Origin of the sequence: Microvirga mediterraneensis (genome assembly GCF_013520865.1) — a bacterium.
Lineage (GTDB): Bacteria > Pseudomonadota > Alphaproteobacteria > Rhizobiales > Beijerinckiaceae > Microvirga > Microvirga mediterraneensis.
In genome coordinates this window covers 2,061,252-2,083,354 of the sequence record NZ_JACDXJ010000001.1, presented here as the reverse complement: position 1 = coordinate 2,083,354, position 22,103 = coordinate 2,061,252, and the positions used below count along the sequence as shown (strand labels likewise).

General features: G+C 64.7%; 17 protein-coding genes and 1 tRNA gene. 4 read left to right on the top strand and 14 right to left on the bottom strand.

From position 1 onward, the window contains the following. Nucleotides 1-18: 18 nt before the first annotated feature. From H0S73_RS09790 to H0S73_RS09780, 3 genes are all read right to left on the bottom strand, one after another. Nucleotides 19-1,536 carry a sugar ABC transporter ATP-binding protein gene (locus tag H0S73_RS09790; RefSeq protein ID WP_181051995.1) on the bottom strand — a complete coding sequence of 506 codons (1,518 nt, stop codon included), beginning with the start codon at nt 1,534-1,536 and terminating at the stop codon, nt 19-21. 76 nt (nt 1,537-1,612) lie between these two features. Continuing rightward, a complete protein-coding gene (gene rhaS / locus H0S73_RS09785; protein WP_181051994.1) occupies nt 1,613-2,608 on the bottom strand; it encodes a rhamnose ABC transporter substrate-binding protein in 996 nt (331 codons plus the stop codon). 36 nt (nt 2,609-2,644) lie between these two features. Continuing rightward, nucleotides 2,645-3,457 carry a DeoR/GlpR family DNA-binding transcription regulator gene (locus H0S73_RS09780; protein ID WP_181051993.1) on the bottom strand — a complete coding sequence of 271 codons (813 nt, stop codon included), beginning with the start codon at nt 3,455-3,457 and terminating at the stop codon, nt 2,645-2,647. A 243-nt stretch (nt 3,458-3,700) separates the two neighbouring features. On the opposite strand from H0S73_RS09780, the gene H0S73_RS09775 reads away from it, so the two are divergent. Together H0S73_RS09775 and rhaI are read left to right on the top strand one after the other, a co-directional pair. Further along, nucleotides 3,701-5,806 (top strand): bifunctional rhamnulose-1-phosphate aldolase/short-chain dehydrogenase, encoded by a 2,106-nt coding sequence (locus H0S73_RS09775; protein ID WP_181051992.1) that lies wholly within the window; start codon nt 3,701-3,703, stop codon nt 5,804-5,806. 65 nt (nt 5,807-5,871) lie between these two features. After that, nucleotides 5,872-7,167 (top strand): L-rhamnose catabolism isomerase, encoded by a 1,296-nt coding sequence (rhaI, locus tag H0S73_RS09770; protein ID WP_181051991.1) that lies wholly within the window; start codon nt 5,872-5,874, stop codon nt 7,165-7,167. A 4-nt stretch (nt 7,168-7,171) separates the two neighbouring features. Here the strand turns inward: rhaI and H0S73_RS09765 are convergent, their stop codons facing one another. Genes H0S73_RS09765 through coxB form a run of 4 tightly spaced genes read right to left on the bottom strand, consistent with a single transcriptional unit; the run spans nt 7,172 to nt 11,621 of the window. Beyond that, on the bottom strand, nt 7,172-7,699 hold the full coding sequence (locus H0S73_RS09765; protein ID WP_181051990.1) for a DUF421 domain-containing protein: 528 nt from the start codon (nt 7,697-7,699) through the stop codon (nt 7,172-7,174). 25 nt (nt 7,700-7,724) lie between these two features. Beyond that, nucleotides 7,725-8,081 carry a hypothetical protein gene (locus H0S73_RS09760; RefSeq protein ID WP_181051989.1) on the bottom strand — a complete coding sequence of 119 codons (357 nt, stop codon included), beginning with the start codon at nt 8,079-8,081 and terminating at the stop codon, nt 7,725-7,727. Nucleotide 8,082: 1 nt separating this feature from the next. Continuing rightward, nucleotides 8,083-10,650 carry a cbb3-type cytochrome c oxidase subunit I gene (locus H0S73_RS09755; RefSeq protein ID WP_181051988.1) on the bottom strand — a complete coding sequence of 856 codons (2,568 nt, stop codon included), beginning with the start codon at nt 10,648-10,650 and terminating at the stop codon, nt 8,083-8,085. After that, entirely contained in the window at nt 10,647-11,621 is a 975-nt protein-coding gene (gene coxB / locus H0S73_RS09750) for a cytochrome c oxidase subunit II (protein ID WP_246388794.1), read from the bottom strand. Before coxB ends, H0S73_RS09755 begins: the two co-directional genes overlap by 4 nt. A gap of 224 nt (nt 11,622-11,845) precedes the next feature. On the opposite strand from coxB, the gene H0S73_RS09745 reads away from it, so the two are divergent. Beyond that, on the top strand, nt 11,846-12,391 hold the full coding sequence (locus tag H0S73_RS09745; protein WP_181051986.1) for a c-type cytochrome: 546 nt from the start codon (nt 11,846-11,848) through the stop codon (nt 12,389-12,391). On the opposite strand, the gene H0S73_RS09740 is transcribed toward H0S73_RS09745, so the two are convergent. The 7 genes from H0S73_RS09740 to H0S73_RS09710 all read right to left on the bottom strand — a co-directional run bounded on the left by H0S73_RS09740 (nt 12,388) and on the right by H0S73_RS09710 (nt 21,702). Continuing rightward, nucleotides 12,388-13,338, bottom strand: coding sequence for a hypothetical protein (locus H0S73_RS09740; RefSeq protein WP_181051985.1), 951 nt, complete (start codon nt 13,336-13,338; stop codon nt 12,388-12,390). The two genes, H0S73_RS09745 and H0S73_RS09740, sit on opposite strands and share 4 nt — an antisense overlap. Next, nucleotides 13,335-13,832 carry a c-type cytochrome gene (locus H0S73_RS09735; RefSeq protein ID WP_181051984.1) on the bottom strand — a complete coding sequence of 166 codons (498 nt, stop codon included), beginning with the start codon at nt 13,830-13,832 and terminating at the stop codon, nt 13,335-13,337. Before H0S73_RS09735 ends, H0S73_RS09740 begins: the two co-directional genes overlap by 4 nt. After that, nucleotides 13,823-14,359, bottom strand: a complete 537-nt coding sequence (locus H0S73_RS09730) for a DUF3341 domain-containing protein (RefSeq protein WP_181051983.1) — start codon at nt 14,357-14,359, stop codon at nt 13,823-13,825. Before H0S73_RS09730 ends, H0S73_RS09735 begins: the two co-directional genes overlap by 10 nt. Then, on the bottom strand, nt 14,356-15,669 hold the full coding sequence (gene nrfD / locus H0S73_RS09725) for an NrfD/PsrC family molybdoenzyme membrane anchor subunit (RefSeq protein WP_181051982.1): 1,314 nt from the start codon (nt 15,667-15,669) through the stop codon (nt 14,356-14,358). Before nrfD ends, H0S73_RS09730 begins: the two co-directional genes overlap by 4 nt. A gap of 4 nt (nt 15,670-15,673) precedes the next feature. Further along, on the bottom strand, nt 15,674-18,586 hold the full coding sequence (locus tag H0S73_RS09720; RefSeq protein ID WP_181051981.1) for a TAT-variant-translocated molybdopterin oxidoreductase: 2,913 nt from the start codon (nt 18,584-18,586) through the stop codon (nt 15,674-15,676). Between the two features lie 5 nt (nt 18,587-18,591). After that, a complete protein-coding gene (locus tag H0S73_RS09715) occupies nt 18,592-19,242 on the bottom strand; it encodes a cytochrome c3 family protein (RefSeq protein WP_181051980.1) in 651 nt (216 codons plus the stop codon). Nucleotides 19,243-19,389: 147 nt separating this feature from the next. Next, nucleotides 19,390-21,702, bottom strand: coding sequence for an FdhF/YdeP family oxidoreductase (locus H0S73_RS09710; protein ID WP_181051979.1), 2,313 nt, complete (start codon nt 21,700-21,702; stop codon nt 19,390-19,392). A gap of 258 nt (nt 21,703-21,960) precedes the next feature. Between H0S73_RS09710 and H0S73_RS09705 the strand changes: the two genes are divergently transcribed. Then, nucleotides 21,961-22,036: transfer RNA gene (locus tag H0S73_RS09705), tRNA-Lys, on the top strand. Nucleotides 22,037-22,103 lie beyond the last annotated feature (67 nt).

The following is a 22,103-nucleotide window of genomic DNA, read 5'->3' as shown; positions in this document are numbered from 1 at the left end:
GGGGATCCCTGTTTCCTGTCATGCATTGCCCGTCGCGGCCCGCACGAGCACCTCGGCATCGAGACCGTCGCGTGCCCACAATCCCGCTATCCGCCCCTCGCGCATCACCATGACGCGGTCGGACATGCCGAGGATCTCGGGCAGCTCGGACGAGACCATGATCACGCTGAGCCCCTCGCCCGCGAGTTCGCTCATGAAGGCGTGCACGGCCGCCTTCGAGCCGATGTCGATGCCCTTCGTGGGCTCGTCCAGGATGATGACCTTCGGCCGCGTGGCGAGCCACTTACCGATCACCACCTTCTGCTGATTCCCGCCCGACAGGGTAGCGACGGGAACCGAGAGCGCCGCCGCGCGCAGGTCCAGCCGCTCGGCATAAGTCCGCGCCAGGGCGAATTCCTCCGCCTGCCGCAGGAAGCCTGCTCTCGTGGTCCGATCCAGCGTGGCCAGGGAGATGTTCTGGAAGATCGGCATCTGGAGCACGGCGCCGTGGCGGCCGCGCTCCTCTGGCACGTAGACGATGCCCGCCGCGATGGCGTCCGCCGGAGAGCGAATGTCGATCCGCCGTCCTTCCAGTTCGATGGTTCCGGCGCTGGGGCAGGTGATGCCGAAGAGGGCCTGGCAGAATTCCGAGCGCCCGGCGCCGACCAGCCCGTAGAGGCCCAGGATCTCGCCGCGCCGCAGCTCGAAGGAGATGCCGTCGAACTCCGTCGGATGCGCGTAACCCGAGACTTTGAGAACTGTATTCCCGATGGCCACGTCCACTTTCGGGAAGACGTGATCGACCGAGCGGCCGACCATCATCCGGACGATCTCGTCCTGTCCGGTCTGCGACAGCAGGCCCATCCCGATGGAACGGCCGTCGCGGAACACCACGAAATGTTCGGCGATCTGGTAGACCTCCTCGAACTTATGGCTGATGAAGAGGATCGCCTTGCCCTGCCGCTTCAACCGCTCGATGATCCGGAACAGGTCCTCCACCTCCTTGTAGGAGAGCGCGGCGGTCGGCTCGTCCATGATGACCACGCGGGCCTCGACGGAGAGCGCGCGCGCGATGGCGACGAGATGCCGGTGCGCGATCGAGAGGTCCTTCAGGCGCGTGTAAGGACTGATCGGCGCATCGATGGAGGTGAGCAGGGCCGCCGCGCGCGCGTTCATGGCGCTCCAGTTGACGAGCCCCAGGCGGGTTCTCGGCGCGTGGCCGAGAAAGATGTTCTCGGCGACCGAGAGTTCATCGAACAGCACGGTCTCCTGGTGGATCGCCGTGATGCCGCTGCGGATCGCAGCCTCGGCGTTCGCGAATTGCACGGCGACGCCATCGATGATGATCTCGCCCTCGTCCGGCCGATAGATGCCGGTCAGAATCTTGACGAGCGTCGACTTGCCCGCGCCGTTCTCGCCGATCAGCGCTGTCACGGCGCCGGGATGGAGCGCGACATCCACCTGATCGAGCGCCATGACACCGGGGAACGATTTGGAAATGCCGCGCATCTCCAGAAGCGGAGTCGGGGCCTCTGTGATCGCTTGAACCACGGACATGGGAATCCTGCCAAGTACCGATAAGGGCAAGGAGAGCGCGGTTCTCCGCGCCCTCTCTCCGAATGGTCTCCCGCGATCAGAAGATCTTGGCGAATTCGTCCACGTTGTTCTTGTCGTAGACGAAGGGATCGGCCATGGCGGCCTCGCCGTTGTCGCCGATCCTGATCTTCCCCATGCGACCGGCATTGATCTCGGCGCCGGGCTTGCCGTCCGTTTCACCCTTCACCAGACGATAGGCGATCTGGGTGGCGGAATAACCGAGATCGATCGGGTTCCAGATGGCGAATTCCTTCGTCGCGCCGGAATGGACGGCGCCCGCCATCTCGGAGGGAAGCCCGAGGCCCGTCACATAGACCTGCCCGATCTTGCCGGCATCCTTCACCACCTGCGAGGCGGCGAGCACGCCGACAGTCGTCGGAGCGACGATCACCTTTACGTTCGGGTGCGATTTCAGCAGGCCCTGGGCTTCGCGGTAGCTCTTGTCGGCCAGGTCATCGCCATAGACGGTCGTGACGAGGTTCAGCCCGGGATATTTCGGCAGCTGCTTCTTCATCTCGGCGATCCAGGTGTTCTGGTTGGTCGAGGTGGAGGTCGCGGACAGGATCGCGAAATCGCCCTTGCCGTCCGGCAGGTGGTCCGCCGCGAGCTTGAGGCACATGTTGCCGATCAGCTCGTTCGAAGACGGGTTGAGATGCACGATCCGCCCGTCCTTGCCGACGGCGGAGTCCCAGGAGATCACCTTGATGCCGCGCTGCGCGGCCCGCTTCAGCGCAGGCACGACCGCGTCGGGATCGTTCGCCGAGATGGCAATCGCATCCACGCGCTGGGCGATGAGCGCATTGATGACCTCGATCTGCCCTTCGGCGGTCGTGCTGGTCGGCCCGGTATAGATCACCTCGACGCCGCCGAGCTCCTTCGCGGCTTCCTGGGCGCCCTTGTTGGCCGCCTCGAAGAAGCCGTTGCCGAGCGACTTCGCCACGAGGCCGATCTTGATGTTCTGAGCGCTTGCCGACCCGGCAAAGAGCGCCAGACCCAACGCCGTGCCGAGAGCAAGCTTTGCTAATGCCTTCATGTTCTTCCTCCCTTGTTAAACACCCCTCGCCGGCTCTCAGGCCGCCGATGAGGATTCTTCAGCCCGATCCGCCGCCGTCGTTCCGGCGACGATCAGCTTGATTCCGGCGTTCTCGATCATGGTCCTGGCCGAATCCGGGATGGCGTCGTCGGTAATCAGCGTCGAGACCCGTTCGAGCGGGCAGAGAATGAGGCTGGAGCGGCGCTGGAACTTGGTGGAATCCACCATCAGGACCAGCTCGTCGGCCTGATTGATCAGCTTCTGCTCGGCCTGGATGATCAGGGCATCCTGCTCCATAACGCCGAGCGCACCGACGCCCTGGGCACCCATGAACATCCGGCGCGCATAGAAATTGCGAGTCACGTCGTTCTCGAAAGGCGAGAGAATAATGCTCTGGTCACGGTAGATCGCCCCGCCCGGCAGCATCACCTGGTTCTTCGAATGCTTGACCAGATGCTCGGCGATGGCGAAGGAGTTCGTGAACACCTGCAGTCGGCGGGCCGTCAGGTAGTGCACCATCTGGAACGTCGTGGTGCCGCCATTGATGATGATGGCGTCCCCTTCCGTGCAAAGAGCGACGGCCTCGCGGGCGATGGCGCGCTTCTTGGCGAGGTTCTCGCCCTCGGACACCCGGAACGGCTTGGCCGCGAGGCTGCCGATCTGGGCCGGATGGAGAGCCTCCGCCCCGCCGCGAACCCGGCGCAGGCGCCCCTGGACGTGCAGGGCCGCGATATCGCGGCGGATCGTGGCCTCCGACGCGGAGGTCAGCTCCACGAGATCCTGAACTGTCGCAACCGGCTTCTCCTGGACGGCGCTCAGGATGATCCGGTGCCTTTCACGTTCGTGCATGGTTCCTCAACAAGGTCGATCGACAATGATCGGAAGGATCAAATACCTTTCAGGCTCACGCAAGTTATCGCCCTAGACTGCGCAGCGAACCGGTCACAGTCAATCAAGATCCGCATACCACCTTCGTATCATGATCGTTATTGATCAGATTTGAGCGAATATGGTTGACAAGCCCCATGCCTCCAGCCACTTTTTGCTCAAATCCGGGGCACTTTGCGTCCCATGAGCGGATAGGAGGAAACCGTGGACACCGCGACCCAAGCCGTCAGACTCCTCGATAATCAATGGGACGACGCCAAGGCCGCGACCTTGGACGAGCCGGGTCTTCTCCTCTACCGCTCCAATCTGCTAGGCGCCGACAAGCGCATCACCAATTACGGAGGCGGCAATACCTCGGCCAAGGTGATGGAGACAGATCCGCTCACGGCTGAGACGGTCGAGGTGCTCTGGGTCAAGGGCTCGGGCGGCGATGTCGGCACGATCAAGCTCGACGGCTTCGCAACCCTTTACATGGACAAGCTGCGGTCGCTGAAGAACCTCTACAAGGGCGTCGAGGACGAAGACCGCATGGTCGGCTTCCTGCCCCATGCCACCTTCAACCTCAACACGCGCGCGGCCTCCATCGACACGCCGCTCCACGGCTTCCTGCCCTACAAGCATGTGGATCACATGCACCCGGACGCGATCATTGCCATCGCGGCGTCCAAGAACTCCCGCGAACTGACCCGGGAGATCTTCGGCGACGAGATCGGATGGCTGCCCTGGCGCCGCCCGGGCTTCCAGCTGGGTCTCGATCTCGAAGCCTTCGCCAAGGCCAATCCCGGCGCGAAGGGCGTGGTGCTCGAAAGCCATGGCCTCTTCACCTGGGCCGACGACGCCAAGGAATGCTACACGCTCACCCTGCGGATCATCAATCGGGCCATCCAGTGGTTCGCCGAGCGGACGGCCGGCAAAGCGGCTTTCGGTGGCGCTGTGACCTCGAGCCTCGGGCGGGACGAGCGCCGCAGGATTGCCGCGCGCCTGATGCCGGAGATCCGCGGCAGGATCGGCCGGGCAGAGCGCAAGCTCGGACATTTCGACGATCAGGACGCGGTGCTCGAATTCGTCAACTCGGCTGACCTGAAGCCCCTCGCCCAGCTCGGCACCAGCTGCCCCGATCACTTCCTGCGCACGAAGATCCGTCCGCTCGTCCTCGACTTCGATCCGAAGACGCCGGACGTCGATGCGATGCTCGCAGGCCTCGATGCGGCATTGGAAGCCTACCGCGCCGACTACACGCGCTATTACGAGCAGTCGAAGCATCCGAACAGCCCGAAGATGCGTGATCCCAATCCGGTGATCTTTCTGATCCCGGGCGTCGGCATGTTGTCCTTCGCCCGCGACAAGGCGACGGCGCGCATCGCGAGCGAGTTCTACGTCAACGCCATCAACGTGATGCGCGGTGCCTCCTCGGTGTCCGAGTACCAGGGCCTTCCCGAGCAGGAAGCCTTCGACATCGAATACTGGCTGCTCGAGGAAGCCAAGCTCCAGCGCATGCCGAAGCCGAAGAGCCTCGCCGGTCGCGTGGCCTTCATCACCGGCGGAGCCGGCGGCATCGGCCGGGCCACGGCGGAGCGGCTGGTCGGCGAAGGCGCCTGCGTGGTTCTGGCGGATATCGACGAGGAATCGCTCGCTGCGACGATACAGGACTTCTCCAACCGCTTCGGCCAGGACGTCGTGCGCGGCGTGATGCTCGACGTGACGAGCGAGCCGAACGTCCTGTCCTCCTTCGTCGAGGCCAGCATCGAGTTCGGTGGCATCGACATCCTCGTGTCCAATGCAGGCATCGCCTCCTCGGCTCCCGTGGAGGACACCGACTTGGCCATGTGGAATCGCAATATCGAGATCCTCGCGACGGGTTACTTCCTCGTCTCACGCGAAGCCTTCCGCCTGTTCCGACGCCAGAAGCTCGGCGGCAACGTGGTCTTCGTGTCGTCGAAGAACGGCCTCGCTTCCTCGCCCAACGCGTCGGCCTATTGCACCGCCAAGGCGGCGGAAATCCACCTCGCCCGCTGCCTGGCGTTGGAAGGCGCGGAAGCCGGCATCCGTGTCAACACGGTCAATCCTGACGCGGTGCTGCGCGGCTCTAAGATCTGGACCGGCGAATGGCGCGAGCAGCGCGCCGCCTCATCCAAGCTCGCCGTCGATGAACTGGAGGAGCATTACCGCAAGCGCTCGCTCTTGAAGCTGAACGTCTTTCCGGAAGACATCGCGGAGGCGATCTACTTCCTCGCCTCCGACCTGTCCGCGAAGTCGACCGGCAACATCATCAATGTGGATGCGGGCAACGCGACGTCTTTCACGCGATAAGCTCTACCGCACTTCCGACGGTGAGCCGGATCCACTTCACAGAAGAATGCTCTAGGGAGGACGCCATGGCCGAACAGAGGATTGCGGGAGGCATCGTCTCCGCCGACAACGAGAAGCGCATGAGCGCTGCGAGGGCGGATTACGACGCTTTGGGCGAGAAGCTGGCACGCGACGGCATCGACATCGAGGCCGTCACCGGCAAGGTCCGGCAGTTCTTCGTAGCGGTCCCCTCCTGGGGCGTCGGCACGGGCGGCACCCGGTTCGCGCGCTTTCCCGCCCCCGGCGAGCCGCGCAACATCTTCGACAAGCTCGACGATTGCGCGGTGATCCACCAGCTCACCCGGGCAACGCCGACAGTTTCGCTGCACATTCCTTGGGACAAGGTCGACGACCCGAGGCGTCTCAAGCATCATGGCGACGCGCTGGGGCTCGGGTTCGACGCCATGAACTCCAACACCTTCTCCGACGCTCCGGGCCAGGAGAAGAGCTACAAGTTCGGCTCCCTGAGCCACACCGATGCCGCGACGCGTCGGCAGGCCGTCGAGCACAATATCGAATGCATCGAGATCGGTGAGGCCATCGGCTCCAAGGCGCTCACGGTGTGGATCGGCGACGGTTCCAACTTCCCCGGTCAGACGAACTTCACCCGGAGCTTCGAGCGGTATCTCGACTCCATGAAGGCGATCTACAAGCGCCTGCCGGGGGATTGGCGCATCTTCTCCGAGCACAAGATGTACGAGCCGGCCTTTTATTCGACCGTCGTGCAGGACTGGGGCACCAATTACCTGATCGCCACGGAACTCGGCGACAAGGCCTATTGCCTCGTCGATCTCGGCCACCATGCGCCGAACGTGAACATCGAGATGATCGTCGCCCGCCTGATCCAGTTCAAGAAGCTCGGCGGCTTTCATTTCAACGATTCGAAATACGGCGACGACGATCTCGATGCGGGCGCCATCGATCCGCATCGTCTTTTCCTCGTCTTCAATGAGCTGGTGGATGCGGAGCACCGCCGGGCCGAGAACTTCCATCCGGCCCATATGATCGACCAGTCGCACAACGTGACCGATCCCATCGAAAGCCTGATCCGCAGCGCCAACGAGATCCGCCGCGCCTATGCGCAGGCGCTCCTCGTGGACCGTAAAGCGCTCGAAGCCTATCAGGACGACAACGACGCTCTCATGGCATCCGAAACCCTGAAGGCCGCCTACCGCACCGACGTCGAGCCGATCCTGGCGATGGCGCGGCTGCGGGACGGCGGCGCCGTCGACCCGCTCGCGTCCTACCGAGCCAGCGGCTACCGCCGGATGGTCGCCGAGGAGCGTCCCGCCGTGACAGGCGGCGGCGGGGGCATCGTCTGACGCTTCAGACAACTCCCTTCATGGTCTCGGTCTTTCCTCCGACATCGTCCTTATCCTTGCGGATGATGCTGATCGTCCCGTCGCCCTCGATATAGGCGCGCTTCACCTCGGAGCAGTGCTCGATGCCCTGCTCCCGCAGCTGGCTTTTGAGTTCATCGATCGTGATCATCTCCTGGCGCATGTTCCTGGGCAGCATCTTGCCGTTCTCGATCAGCAGGAGCGGCGGCGGTCGGGTGATGCGCTGGAAGGCGGGGAAGTGGAAGCCGAGCCAGTCGATGGCGTAATTCCAGAACACGATGGTCAGAACGAGGACTATCCCCTCGGTGACCGATTTGTACTCGCTCGCCATCGCGTTCTGCGACGCATCGGCGATGAGGACGATCACGAGGAGGTCGGCGACACCGATCACGCCGGTCTGACGCTTGAGCAGGAAGCGCAGGATCAGGAACAGCATGATGTAGATCATCGTCCCGCGCACGATGGTCTCCAGGACCGAGTGCGAGGGTATGAATATCTCCTGCCAGTCGATCATGGTTGGACCTCGTTTACCGAGCGCATCACGCGCAGGCCGGAAGGATGAAGGCAGGAATGCCCTGCCAGAGAATGACGACGAGCGAGAGGCCGCTGATCAGCGATCCCGCCTGGCTCATGAAGCGGTCGGGGGCGGCAGCCGTCTCCCCCAGCCTCCCATGGACACGCCGTGACTGGAGCAGCGACAAGGCCGCGACGCAAAGGGCCGCGATCGTCGTGAGCAGGACAACGGCGTGGACGCTTCCCACACCGAGGATCGTCGCATCGGCCCATTCGCGGCCACATAGCGTGGACGTCACGGCATAAATGATCGTGAACTGGACCGCCCAGGCGATGAGGCCGGCCAGCATCAGGAGAACCTGTCCCGTCCGCCGCCCGCTCATTCTAGACGCCTCCCGTCAGGCGCGGGAATCCGTGGACGACCGCGAGCCCGACCAGACCCTGGCCGATCGTGTAGAACCAGAACAGCATCATGTTGTCGAAGGTCGTGCGGCGGACGCTGTCGAGCCTGCCGGCGAACCAGCGGGCGATGGTGTAGAGGCCCATGATCAGCGTCGTCAGCACGAAGAAGATCTGCAGGGACACGATGGCGTAGACGGCCGCCCCGTAGGCATGGGCAGAAGGGCTCAGGCCCGTTTGCCATTGCGCCCAGAGATCCGTCGCGGAGGCTCCGCCGACGAGCAGCAGCGCCACGGCGATCAGCACCGGCACGGATCGAGGACTGCGGCGATCCTCGCCCCGCAGCGTCCGGCTGGCATAGGCGATCAGGACGGCGCTGACGATATAGAGAGCGCCCGAGACGAGGGAGCTGAACCCTTCAGGCAATGCGGTGCCCTGCGGCGGCCACGCGGCGGGGTTCACGAGCCATAGGAACAGATAGGAAAAGATCAGGCAGGTGAAGACCATGCCGGCCACGACCATCAGCACGATCATCGCCCACCAGGAATGGTTCATGGATCCGGTCGCATAGACGGGAACGACGAACCCGCCTCCGATATCGACGGGCGGACGGACAGGACCCGGATCGGTCTCCCAGAGCCACCAGATCACGCAGATGATCGCGAGCACGCCGCATATCGCCGACAGGAGCACCATCTTGACGGTGAGGAGCAGGAAGAACGCGGCCGTGAACACGGCGGCAAGCAGGGGCTGCCAGCCGGGGCCGGGAACCTGCAGGATGTATTGCGGGCTTGCATCGAACGGGCTCGTCACGAGCGTCTCGCGCCCGCCGGTGGCCGTTCCGGGCAGATAATAGCGTCCGTCCTGCACATCCTGCGACAGCCCGGGCTGATCCCAGAGCGGTTCGCGGCTGGTCACGATGGGGATGCTGCGCGTGTTGTAGTTGGCGTTCGGCAGCCATTCGAGCGTGCCGGCGTTCCACACGTTGCCGGCGTTCTCGTCCCGCGCGATCCTGAACCTGCGCGCGAAGTCGCCGATGAAGAGCGCGATCCCGGCGGCGATCATGAAGGCCCCGATGGTGGACACGAGGTTGAGCGCGTCCCACCCCATACCGACCGGATAGGTGTAGACGCGCCGGGGCATGCCGATGAGGCCGGTGACGTGCATCGGCAGGAAGGTCACGTTGACGCCGACGAACATGAGACCGAACACCCAGCGCCCGACCCGCTCCGACAGCGCATGTTTGCTCGCCACGGGCACCCAGTAATAGAAGGCCGCGAAGAGCGGGAACACCATGCCGCCGATGAGCACGTAATGGAGGTGCGCCACCACGAAATAGCTGTCGTGCGCCTGCCAGTCGAAGGGCGCCATGGCGACCATCACGCCCGTGAGCCCACCTAGGGTGAAGATGAACAGAAAGCCGATGATGAAGAGCGACGGCGTCGTCAGCTTCATGCGTCCGGACGCGATTGTGGCGATCCAGGCGAAGACCTGGATGCCGCTCGGCACCGCCACCGCCGTGCTGGCGGCGGAGAAGAAGCTCAGGGACATCTTCGGCAAGCCCGTGGCGAACATGTGATGGACCCAGAGGCCGAAGGAGAGAAAGCCGGTGGCCACAAGGGCGAGCACGACAAGGCGGTAGCCGATGAGCGGGGTCTGCGCCATGGCGGGTACGATCATCGACACCATGCCGGTCGCAGGCAGGAAGATGATGTAGACCTCCGGGTGGCCGAAGAACCAGAACAGGTGCTGCCACAACAGCGGATCTCCGCCCCTCTCGGCGATGAAGAACGGCCAGTCGAAGGCGCGCTCCATCTCGAGCAGCAGGGTGCCGAGAATGATTGCCGGGAAGCCGATGACGATCATGACGGCGAAGACGAGCATGGCCCAGGAATAGACCGGCATCCTGTCGAGGCTCATGCCGACCGCGCGGGTCTTCATCACGCCGACGATGATCTCGATGGCGCCCGCGATGGCCGAGATCTCGATGAAGCCGATGCCGAGAAGCCACCAATCCGCATTGTCGGCGGGCGAGTACTTGGAGCCCGTGAGCGGCGGATACATGAACCAGCCGCCATTGGGCGCGAGGCCGAAGAAGATCGTGCAGAAGAACACGAGGCCGCCGACGAAATAGGCCCAGAAGGCATAGGCCGACAGGCGCGGGAACGGCAGGTCGCGGGCCGCCTGCATGTTCGGCAGGAGATAGACGCTCGCCGCCTCCACGGCCGGCACGGCGAAGAGGAACATCATCACCGTGCCGTGCATGGTGAAGAGCTGGTTGTAGAGATCGTGCCCGACGAAGTCGCTCTCCGGCGCCGCCAGCTGCACCCGCATGATCAGCGAGAGGATGCCCGCCAGGATGAAGAACAGGAACGCCGTGCCGACATACCACAAGCCCACATAGGTGTTGTTCACGGCCGTGATGAAGCTGAGGCCGCGCGGAGCCTTCCAGGCCTTCTCGAGCGCGTCGAGCTCGCCCGCGGGACGCGGCAGCGGATTGGGGAAATCGGGCTCTCGCTCATGGAAGGCTTCGGAGCGCTCGGGCGCGTTCATTTCAGGCTCTCCAGATAAGAGGCCAAGGCCCGAAGGTCCTCACCCGTGAACGAGCCATAGGACGGCATCCGCACGCCCGGCTTGATGTGCTGCGTGTTGGCGATCCAGCCGGCGAGCGTGCCGACATTGTTGGGAAACTGCCCTGCCCCGATGGTGCGGCGGCTTCCCACATGGGTCAGGTCGGGCCCGAACGCCCCCTGGGCCTCGGTTCCGCGCACCACATGGCAGGATCCGCAGCCTGCCGCGCGGAACAGCTCGCGGCCGCGCGTGAGAAACGGGATGTCGGGCTCCCGCGCGGGTTTCGCCTGTGCGGCTCTCCAGGCACCGAAGGCCGCCGGCTCCAACGCCACCACGTCGAAGGCCATGCGGGCATGTTGGTCGCCGCAGAACTCGGCACAGACTCCACGATAGATGCCGGGCCGCTCCGCCGTGAAGTTGAGGCGGTTGATGCGTCCGGGGATCATGTCGATCTTGCCGCCGAGGTTCGGGATCCAGAAGCTGTGGATCACGTCGGCGGCTGTCACCGCCACCGTCACCGGCTGGCCGACGGGAACGACGAGTTCGTTGGCCGTGGCGAACTCAGGTCTGCCGCCCTCCTCCGGGTATCTCACCCGCCACCAATATTGCTCGCCGATCACCTCGACCTGAAGCGCCCCCGGCATCGGCACATCCGTGTCGCGCATGACGATCAGCCCGTAGGGCAGAAGCCCGGACAGGACGACGATCGGAAAGGCGAGCCCGCCGACCACGATGGTCCTGCGCCCGCCGAGCCAGGCCCGGCGCTCGGGCGGGGCGAAAATCGCATAGAGCAGAAGCCCGGTCACGAGGAGGAAGATCAGCGTTCCGCCCACCGTCATGATCACGGTAAGCCAGTAGATCCGGAGAGCATCGCCGCCCGCCGGGTCGAGGGCCGATTGCACGCCGCTGCAGCCCGCAAGCGACAGCGCGCACGCGAGGACCGCCGCACGCAACGTTGTCGTGCGCCGCCAAGGGAGGCCGTGCGGTGTCGTTTCCAGATCCATCCGCCCTACATGGGTCTTGCATGCATTGAACGGATAAGCTTGGCCGTGAGACTTGGTTCCCGCAAAACATCCCGCAGGTGGCCTTCGAGCGAAGCGGCTCATCATGTGACGCCCGAGCAGGAACGGAGCACGCGCCCGCCGATTGCCTCGTCGGACCTCCTCAAGCGGAACTCATGATCAGGAAAGCTCTTTTGCGCATCGCCATTGTCCCGGCCCTGGCCGGGTTGCCTGCCTGCGGCGACCAGCAGGACCATGCGGCCGCTTTGACCATCGTGGGCGCTGATCCCGGTCGCGGCCGGGCGCTGATCCAGGCCTATGGCTGCGGCACCTGCCACACGATCGGCGGCGTGCGAGGCGCCCGTGGCAAGGTCGGCCCGGAACTGAGGGATTATGCGCAGCAGCATCTGCTCGCGGGCTTTCTCCCGAACACGCCGCAGAACCTGATCGCATGGCTGGTCGATCCCGTGGCGCTCAAGCCGCAAACGGGCATGCCGGCGCAGGGCCTGACGGAAGCCGAAGCCCGCCATGTCGCGAGCTACCTCTACACCCTCGGGGCTGGCGAGAACCCGGTTTATCCTCCCGATCCGCCGCTCCCGCTCCGTGGGCATGGGGAAACGACGGCGGATCTCCCGAAACCGGCGCCTCGGCCTTCGGAGACGGAGCCCCGCACGCGCCGTATCGTTCCGCATCAGGCCGCCAATCCCGACGTAAAAAGTTAAGGCTCCGCCGCGGCCTCTTCCGCGTAAGTGGGCCGGAACCTCATCACGATCGTGAAAGCGACGCCCCAGAGGCCCACGAGACCCGCCATGAGCCCCAGGTCGATCCAGGACGGATCGACCTGCGGTTGGAGGATCCAGACGAAATGGGTTGCGTGATGCAGCAGGGCGAGCGCGCTTCCGACGATCATGGCGATGCGGCTCACGCCCGAGGGCACCAGCACCAGGATGGCGGCCAGCATCAGGCCATATGAAACGGCCACGAGCGCGAGGCTCTGAGGGTCCGAGCGCCTGGCATACCATTCCGCGCCCTGCGGTAGGTTGGCGAGCCAGACGATCAGGAATTGCGCGAACCATGTCCAGACAGAGAGCAGCGCCAGGGTCAGCAGCGCCCGCTCCAGGCTCTTCATGCGCACCGGCGAGGCCGGTTCGACCTTGAGCAGGGCTATGAGAATGGCAATGGAGAGAGCCGCGAGCGCCTCGCTCAGGCCGAAGGCCAATCCGAACAGGCTCGACCACCAATGCGGCTCGCGCGACAGGACCCAATCATAGGCCGACAGGCTCATGATGGGGATCAGGCAGGCCAACCCGATGGCGCTCGCGCGGCGCACGTCACGGGTCCGGATCAGCCAGAACGCCAAGGCGACGCAGACCGCCAGATAGATCACGCTTCTCAGCAGATAGAAGGCCGGGCTTAGGAACGCCGCCCGCAGGGGCGGCAGGTCCCCCGACCCACCGGCCCAGGGAAAAACCTGTTCGAGCCCGAAGGCGAGCGGGATTCCGAGAAGGAGAAGCAGCGGCAGCGTGAGGGCGGCCGCCTCGATCTCGCTCCGCACCGGGGCCAGCCAATGCTCGCTCATGAGGTGGCCGAGCATGAGCACGACGAGAGAGCCCATCGCCAATCCCGTCAGCCCGACGAACACGATGTAGAGGACCTCCATCGTGCTCATGGCCTTGCCGCCCCCTGGTCGGTAGCCGCTCCCGTTCCCCGCGCCTGCAGATCCTTCACATAGTGGGCGATGGCCCATCTTTCCTTGGGCGGAACGCGATCCGCGTAAGGGAACATCCGCCCCTTTCCGTGAGTGATCACCTGGACGATCTGCGCAGGCGCAAGGGAGCGCAGCCGCTCCTCGTGATAGGAGGGCGGCGGCGGGAAACCGCGTGAGACGATCGTTCCGTCGCCGCGCCCGCCCGCCCCGTGACACGGGGTGCAGAAGGCGCGGAAACGTTCCTCGCCGCGCGCCAGGAGCTCTCGTGTCACCTCCGGTCCGGGCGGTGCAAGCGCCGCCTCTCGTGCCGCCGCTCCCTGCGGGACGACGCCCGGAGGAATGGGGAGATAAGGCCGCTGGACCGTGCGGGTTGATGCTACGGCATCGCGCTCCTCGGTGCCGCTGTCGCAGGCAGCAAGAAGCCCGGCCGCGATGAGAGCGAGCGCTAGTCGCATGGAACCTCCCGCACCACCTGCGGCGACAGCCCTTCCAGGAATGTCCGTGTGGCTCCAAGGTCGAACAATGGATCCTCGCTGCGGACGCAGAGGAAGAAGCGGTCGTTGGTGACCCGCTCGAAGCCGTGCACGGAGAAGACCGGATGATGGAGCCGGGGCAGCCGCAGGATCACGAGCAGGCCGAGCAGGGTCGCTGCCCCGGCCCAGAGGATGGCGACGATCAGCGTCGAGGGGATGAAGGTCGGCCAGCTGTCGAGGGGGCGCCCGCCGACGTTCAGGGGATAATCGACGGCGTTCATCCAGTATTGCGAACCGTATTGGATGCCCGCGCCGATGAGCGCGGCCACGAACGCGATCCACGGGATGATCCTGGTGCGGATGCCGAGCTCGTCGGCGAGGTCCGGGAGCGGAAAGGGACTGAACGCATCGATCCGTGTGAAGCCCGCGCGTCTCGTCGCCCTGACGGCGTCGATGAGGGCATCCGGTGTCCGGAACTCGGCCATAATGCCGTAAGGGCGCCGCGTCATGAGGATTTCTCCTCGTGTTCGTCATGGCGGGTCTCGAACATCGAGACCACGGGCAGGAAGCGCACGAAGAGCAGCAGGAGCGCCGCGAACAGCCCGATGGTTCCCAGGAACAGCCCCGTCTCCGCGAGAGTCAGGCTGTAGGTGCGCCAGATCGACGGCAGGTAATCGGTCTGGAGGCCGCCGACGATGATCGAGAAGCGGTCGAACCAGATGCCGACGCCAATGGAGAGACCGACGAAGACGCACGCGATCGTGCTCCGGCGCGCGGCCTTGAACCAGAGGAGCTGCGGGATCAGGATGCTGTAGACGATGGCCGTCCAGTAGAGCCCGGCGTAATCGCCCGTCAGGCGGTTGAAGGTGGCCTCCTGGGCGTTTCCGTCCGCGAGGAGCGCCGCGACGATCTCGTCCACATAGAGATAGGCCGACACGAGGGCGCTCGCGAGGACGAGCCTGCCCAGGAGGTCGATGTCGCCCTCGTCGATATACGGTCCCAGGCGTAGGCCCCAGCGCAGCAGCACGGCGACCAGGAGCACGATGGACAATCCCTGTGCGAGGCCCGTGGCGACGAAGTGGAGCGGCTGGCGCGTCTCGTGCCAGTCGGGCACCAGGGTCACGGCGAACTCGAACGCCACCGTGCTCTGCATGATGAGGATGAGGGGCAGCACCAGGATCGCGACGAGGCGATAGGCGCGCTGATGATAGGCCCAATCGCGGATAGATCCGCGCCAGCCGAGTGCGAAGACGCCGTAGAGGCGCTTGACCGTCCTGCTGCGGGCTCGGTCGCGCAGGGTCGCGAGGTCGGGAATGAGGCCCACATACCAGAGCAGGCTGGTCACGATTGCATGGGTGCTGATCGCCCAGAAGTCCCAGGTCAGGGTGCTGCGGAACTGCGGCCAGACCTGGAAGGTCGCCGGATACGGAAACACCCAGTAGAACAGCCAGGGGCGCCCGAGATGGATGATCGGGAAGATCCCCGCGCAGATGACGGCGAAGAACGCCACGCCTTCCGCGAATCGATTGACCGCCGTGCGCAGATCGTGGCGGCGCAGCACCAGGATGGCCGCGAAGAGGCTCGCGCCGTTGGCGATGCCGATCCACCAGGCGTAGTTGATCAGGTCGAAGCCCCAGACGAACGGGATGTTGATGCCCCAGACTCCGACGCCCACGAGCGTGACCGAAACCAGGGTGTAGCCGAGCAGCAGCACGAGCGCACCCGAGGCCAGGAGGGCGCCCCACCAGAATACGCCGAAGCGGCGGGCGAGCGGGACTTCCGCGACGGTTCTCGTGACGGCCTGGGCCTCGCTGGTCATGCGGCTATCCGTTCTCGGAGGACGGTTCGATACGCGCGAGATAGGTCGTGCGCGGCCGCGTGTTCAGCGTGCCGAGCAGGGCGTAGTTGCGCGGGCTTCCCTTGAGCCGGCTCACGGCGCTGTCGGGATCGTTCACGTCGCCGAACACGATGGCCTGCGTCGGGCAGGCCTGCTGGCAGGCCGTCGCGATTTCGCCGTCGCGCAGGCTCCTGTCCTCGATCCGCGCGTCCGCCCGAGCCGCGCCGATGCGCTGGACGCAATAGGTGCATTTCTCCATGACGCCGCGATCCCGGACCGTCACCTGCGGATTCATGGCATCGGGCGAGGCGGTGTAATCCGTGCCCTGGTAATCGAGGAAGTTGAAGCGACGGACCTTGTAGGGACAATTGTTCGAGCAGGTCCGGGTGCCGATGCAGCGGTTGTAGACCATGTCGTTGAGCCCTTCGGCCGAATGCACCGTCGCATTGACCGGGCAGACCACCTCGCAGGGCGCCTTCTCGCAATGCATGCAGGGCACGGGCTGGAAATACGTATCGGGATTGACCGGGTCCCCGGCGTGGTAGCGATCGACCCGCAGCCAATGCATCTCGCGCCCCCGCGCCACCTCCTCCGGCCCGACGACCGCGATGTTGTTCTCGGCCTGGCACGCGATGACGCAGGCGTTGCAGCCGATGCAGGCATCGAGATCGATGGCCATGCCCCAGGCATGCCCCTCGTAGGACCAGTCCGGATAGAGCGAGGGCTGCTCCGCCGCCGCCTCGACGGCTTCCTCGTCGGACGCGACCACGCGCACGATGTCGCGGCCCTGGAGCGAATGGTGCTGCTGCGTCGAGATCACCGGGATTTTTTCACCAGCCTTCCTGATCTCGCCCGAAGCGATCCAGGGCCGGTGGGAGGGCCGCACCGCATAGGCATCGAACCCGATGCCGTTGCCGATCCTGCCGGCCTGCCGGCGGCCATAGCCGAGGCTCAGGGTCACGGAGCCCGGCGCATGCCCCGGCATGACCCAGACCGGCGCGCGGACCACCCGCCCCTCGACCGTCAGGTCGACCGCATCCCCCGACGTCAACCCGAACAGGGAGGCGGTCTCCGGTCCGATGAGAACCGCGTTGCCCCAGACCTGCTTCGTCAGAGGCCTCGGCAGTTCCTGCAGCCAGCCGTTGTTGGCATAGGAGCCGTCCCAGACGGACGGATCGGGAGCGAATACCACATCGATGCCAACCGATGTGGTAGGAGCTTCCATTTCAGCTGTCACATCGAACCGCCCGGTCAACGCGACCGCCGGCGACGCCGAACCCTCGACCACGCCGTCCTCGAGCGCGCGCGCCCAGCGCTCCTCGAACCCGTCTCCCCAGGTCTCCCGCCATGTGGCCTGAACGAGCCCCCGCCCGTCCAGGTTCTGCCCCGCCATGAGGCCGAGGAACTCCTCGGCGCTCAATCCTGGCTTGAGCGGCATCGTTGCAGGCTGCCGCAGGCCCACCGTCCCGTCGAAGGCCCGCAGGTCGCCCCAGCTCTCGAGAGGATGAGCTTCCGGGACATGCCAGTGGCATACCATGGCCGTCTCGTCCCGATGCTGGCCCAGATGCAGCGCCAGGGGCACCCGCCTGACGAGCGTCGCCAGATCGATATCGGCAGGCGCGGCGTAGACCGGATTCCCCCCGAGAACCAGAAGACGCGAGGCCTCACCGGCTTCAATAGCCCGAGCCAGATCGGCCAATGAGCCCATATCGCCTGCCACCGGCCTGACCGGCTCGATGGCGCGGACCGTCGTTCCGAAGGCGCCGATCTGGGCATTGATCGCATGGACGAGCCTATGAATCCGGGCCGGCTGCTCGCGCCCTGCCACGACCAAGCCGCCGGAACCAGCGCGGCGCAGGTCGTCCGCGAGCTTCGTCACGGCGGGATGCGGCGCGCCGACCGGCGCAGTTCCTGCTCCCAGGGCGACTGCAAGCGTCTGTACGAAGGCTTCGACATCCCGGGGCCGCAGAGGAAGGCGCTCGTCCGCACGGGCTCCCACGAGGCTGGGCCTGGTCTCGACGGCGAAGAGACGAGGCAGCGCCCGATCCTGCATCCTCCGCCGCGCCTGATAATCGGCTGCGTAGCGCAGGTGCCCCGCCTCCTCGGCGAAGAGATCGCCGCCCACGGTGACGACGACATCCGCCTGGGTCAGATCGTAGACGAGGTCCAGATCCCGCCCGAATGCGGCCGTCGCGGCGGTTCGCCTGCTGTCGTCGTCGACGGGCGAGAACATGTGCCATTGCGCCAAGGGAAAGAGTTGCCGCACCTGCGCCACCAGCCGGATCAAGGTCGGCGACGAGGTCGGCGGCATGAGGATGTGCAGGCCCCGCCCCTCACCGACGACGAGCTCGTTGCGCACGGGGCGGATGAAGCGCGTGAATTCCTCCCAGCTTCTTGGCGAGCCATTCTGCAGAGGGGCTTCGGAGCGATCGGGATCGTAAAGGGAAAGGATCTCGGCCTGGGCGAACACGTCCGTTGCGCCGAGGCTCGCCGGATGCAGCGGGTTTCCTTCGATCTTGATCGGCCGCCCCTCCTGGGCCTTCACCAGGACGCCCCGGCCGTAACCGTTCAATGGCAGCGATGTGGCGATGGTGACCGGAACGCCAGGCGTATAGCCTGGCATATCGCGGCTCTGCGACAGAAGCGGGGCGTTCTTTTCAGCCCCGCTGCCGTTGCAGGCGGCAAGTCCTCCCAGGGCGAAGGACGCCCCCATGAGCCTGAGCAAGGTTCGCCGGTCGATGGAGGAGGCCTGCACGATGTCCGGGAACTCGGCCTCCACATAACGGCGGATCTCCGGCAGATCGGCCAGCTCTTCGAGGCTGCGCCACAGCCGTGGCCCTTCCTCTTTTGCGAGACGGGCCTTCACGGCTTCGAGATCGAGTAATGCTTCCTCACGCATTGCGTCTACCGGTGGCATGTGCTGCAGCTGGTGAGGCGCCGGGAGGCCTCCTGATAGAACATCCGCACATCCTCCGGCAGGTCCTTGCCGTGCGGCTCGTATCCCGTCGAGAACACCGCTTCACGCGGCCGAAGATGAGGTGTCGGATCACGATGGCAATCGAGACACCATCCCATGGACATGGTCTGGGTCTTCACCGTCTTCGGCATCTGGTCCACGCGGCCGTGGCAGGTCTCGCAGGCCACTCCCTTGGTCACATGAGCGGCGTGGTTGAAATACGCGTAATCGGGCAGGCGATGGACGGATGTCCACGTGATCGGCTGCCCGAGGAGAAAGCTCGACCGGACAGGTTCCAGCACGCTTGCGCCGACCCACACCTGCGAATGGCACGACATGCAGGTCTGGGCGGACGGCATGCCCGCATCCGCTGCGCGCTCCACGGTGGAATGGCAGTAGCGGCAATCGATGCCGAGCGATCCGCTGTGGAGATCGTGCCGGAACGGGACTGGCTGCGGCGCGGGCTTGCCCACATTCCACGTGCTGTCTGAGCGCGCCCAGACAAAGGCGATCGCACCCGCTGCGACGACGCCCAGGCCGAGGAGCACGATCACTACCCTAAACAGAGTGGTGGCCGCCGGTGAGAAGAGCTGCGCCATTGCCTGTGCCGCACACCCTTTGCTGGTCAGGCAATGTGCCTGAGATGAAGCTTCGCTGTTGACACAATCGGTTCAGCGCAGCTTCGTTCCCTCAGGGCGTCCGACGCTCGATGCGTTCGCAACGAATGTCAGGGTTGAAACTGGCAGTTATTCCGCCGCCTCCGGCTGTTGTTGCTGCATCAAGGTGATCCGGATCGGAATGGACTTTGCCGCCGGCACCTTACTTTCATCCGCGTGATGCCAGACGGGGATCAGCGGATTGCATTCCGGATAATAGGCGCCGCAGCAACCCTCGGGAATGTCGTAGGATGTGACGCGCAAGCCTTGCACCTGACGCATCACACCGTCGTCGACAGCGGTCGTCAGTGTCACGAGATCGCCTTCTGCCAGGTTCAAACGAGCGATGTCATTGCTGTTCATGAAGAGGACCATGCGCGTGCCGCGCACGCCCCTGAACCTGTCATGATAGCCGTAAACCGTCGTGTTGAACTGATCGTTGGAGCGCAACGTCATGAGCTTGAGGATCTCGGAATTCTGCTCCGCAATCCCGAGATCCACTTCCAGGCTCTTGGGGGTCGTGAAGTTCGCCTTGCCCGTTTCGGTTTTCCATTTTCTCTCGCGGGCCGCGATGGGACGGTGAAAGCCTCCCGGCTGCCACATGCGCTCGTTGAAACCACGGAAGTCTTCCGGATAGGTTTCCTCGATCGCGTCGCGCACGAGGGCATAATCGGCTACCCACTCGTCCCAGGGGACCTTGTCGTTTGCCGGCAGGGTTGCCTTAGCAATTTCCGCAACGATGCGCGGCTCCGAGAGCAGGTCGGAACTTGCCGGCTTGGCAATCCCCTTGGAGCCATGAATGCAAGCGGTCGAATCCTCGATGGATACGGCCTGAGGTCCGGTTTCCTGCTCGTCGATCTCGATGCGTCCGAGGCATGGCAGGATGTAGGAGATCTCACCGGGAATGAGGTGATTGCGATTGAGTTTGGTCGAGATCTGCACGGACAGGCGCAGGCGTGTCCAAGCCTCCTCCATGGCGGCAGTCTCCGGCACAGCCCGCACAAAGTTTCCGCCGAGCGCGACGAAGGCCTTCACTTCGCCCTTGATGATCGCTTCGCAGGTCTCGACCGTCGTGAGGCCCTTCCAGCGTGGCGGTTCGAAGCCGTATTGCTCCTTGAGCTTGTCGAGGGGCACAAGCTCGGGCTTCTCCGAGATCCCGACCGTGCGCTGCCCCTGCACGTTGGAATGGCCGCGCACCGGGCAGATACCGGCGCCCGGCTTGCCGATATTCCCGCGCAGGAGGAGCAGATTGACAAGCATCTGCACGTTCTCGACGCCGGCCTTGTGCTGGGTCAGCCCCATGCCGTAGATGCCCATGGCGGCATTGGCCTGGGAATAGACGGTCGCGGCCGCTTCAAACGCCTCCTGCGGCAGGCCGGAGCGCCGTTCCAGCTCGGTCCACGATGCCTGCCGGGCCGCCCGGGCAAACTCTTCGAACCCGTGCGTATGCTCGGCGATGAAGGCATGATCGAGCACCGGCTTGCCGCCGGCCTCGCGGGCGCGGTCGTCGGCCTCGATCAGGGCCTTGGCCATTCCCATGAGCGCCGCTATGTCGCCGCCGATCTTCACCTGATGATATTGCGACGAGATGCGGGTTTCCGAACCCGTCAGCATCTCGGTCGGCGCCTGCGGATTGGTGAAGCGTTCAAGGCCACGCTCCTTCAGGGGATTGAAGGTGATGATGGGAACACCCCGCTTCGATGCCTCCTGGAGCGGATGAAGCATGCGCGGGCTGCTGGTGCCGACGTTCTGACCGAAGAACAGGATGCAGTCCGTCTTCTCGAAATCGTCGAGGATCACGGTCCCCACGGGAACGCCGATGCTTTTCGGCAGAGCGACCGAGGTGCTCTCGTGGCACATGTTGGAGGAATCCGGCAGGTTGTTGGTGCCATAGAGCCGGGCGAACAGCGCCCACATATATGAGGTTTCAAGCGAGGCGCGACCGGACGTGTAGAACACCACCTCTCGCGGATCGAAACCTTTCAGCTCCCGGCCGATCTCGTGGAATGCATCCTCCCAGCTCACGGGCACATAGGTATCCGAGGCTGCATCGAAGCGCATGGGATGCGTCAGGCGCCCGGCCTCTTCGAGGTCGTGGTCGGTCCAGGTCCGGAGTTCCGAGACGGGATGCTCGGCAAAGAACTCGGGTGTCACCCGTTTCGTGGTGAGTTCCCATGCCGTCGCCTTGGCGCCGTTCTCGCAGTACTCGAAAGGATGCGGGTTCGCCGGCTTGGCCCAGGCACAGCTTACGCAGGCATAACCGTCAGGCTTGTTCTGCTTGAGCAGGATCGCATTGCCGCTGACGAGCCTTCCTTCCTTCGTCAGGATACTCTCGACGGATTTGACAGATCCCCATCCACCTGCGGGACCGGAATAGGGTTGGATCTTCGACTCATCGTTCATGAGGGCCAGCCTCCCGCTTGCCGCCGATTCCGCGCGGCACTCGACACAACACATGTCAATGATCGGAAAGCCTGACCGTTCCTCCGGGCCGGAGAGTGGCACGAAAAGTCACAGGCGGGCCGCCTGCGACCGCGCCCCGCCAAAAACTGCGGCGGGATGCAAAAAACCTCGTCGAACAGGCTAGACAGGCGCGAAGCGGTTTGTTACACGCACGGCCTCTTCAGCGGACATCGCGCCGCGAAAGAGCGCTTCGGCGACGGGTGTGTAGCTCAGTTGGTAGAGCAGCTGACTCTTAATCAGCGGGTCCAAGGTTCGAATCCTTGCACACCCACCAATCTCTTCAAGAAAATTCGAATTCAAAGCGCGCAAGGTAACGGGCCTGCGCGACAGCTGGGCCGCGT

Bases quoted from the DNA above. Each gene is read 5' to 3' on its own strand.
- H0S73_RS09790 (WP_181051995.1), bottom strand. From the start codon at position 1,536: ATGTCCGTGGTTCAAGCGATCACAGAGGCCCCGACTCCGCTTCTGGAG.
- rhaS (WP_181051994.1), bottom strand. From the start codon at position 2,608: ATGAAGGCATTAGCAAAGCTTGCTCTCGGCACGGCGTTGGGTCTGGCG.
- H0S73_RS09780 (WP_181051993.1), bottom strand. From the start codon at position 3,457: ATGCACGAACGTGAAAGGCACCGGATCATCCTGAGCGCCGTCCAGGAG.
- rhaI (WP_181051991.1), top strand. From the start codon at position 5,872: ATGGCCGAACAGAGGATTGCGGGAGGCATCGTCTCCGCCGACAACGAG.
- H0S73_RS09765 (WP_181051990.1), bottom strand. From the start codon at position 7,699: ATGATCGACTGGCAGGAGATATTCATACCCTCGCACTCGGTCCTGGAG.
- H0S73_RS09760 (WP_181051989.1), bottom strand. From the start codon at position 8,081: ATGAGCGGGCGGCGGACGGGACAGGTTCTCCTGATGCTGGCCGGCCTC.
- H0S73_RS09755 (WP_181051988.1), bottom strand. From the start codon at position 10,650: ATGAACGCGCCCGAGCGCTCCGAAGCCTTCCATGAGCGAGAGCCCGAT.
- H0S73_RS09745 (WP_181051986.1), top strand. From the start codon at position 11,846: ATGATCAGGAAAGCTCTTTTGCGCATCGCCATTGTCCCGGCCCTGGCC.
- H0S73_RS09740 (WP_181051985.1), bottom strand. From the start codon at position 13,338: ATGAGCACGATGGAGGTCCTCTACATCGTGTTCGTCGGGCTGACGGGA.
- H0S73_RS09735 (WP_181051984.1), bottom strand. From the start codon at position 13,832: ATGCGACTAGCGCTCGCTCTCATCGCGGCCGGGCTTCTTGCTGCCTGC.
- H0S73_RS09730 (WP_181051983.1), bottom strand. From the start codon at position 14,359: ATGACGCGGCGCCCTTACGGCATTATGGCCGAGTTCCGGACACCGGAT.
- nrfD (WP_181051982.1), bottom strand. From the start codon at position 15,669: ATGACCAGCGAGGCCCAGGCCGTCACGAGAACCGTCGCGGAAGTCCCG.
- H0S73_RS09720 (WP_181051981.1), bottom strand. From the start codon at position 18,586: ATGCGTGAGGAAGCATTACTCGATCTCGAAGCCGTGAAGGCCCGTCTC.
- H0S73_RS09715 (WP_181051980.1), bottom strand. From the start codon at position 19,242: ATGGCGCAGCTCTTCTCACCGGCGGCCACCACTCTGTTTAGGGTAGTG.
- H0S73_RS09710 (WP_181051979.1), bottom strand. From the start codon at position 21,702: ATGAACGATGAGTCGAAGATCCAACCCTATTCCGGTCCCGCAGGTGGA.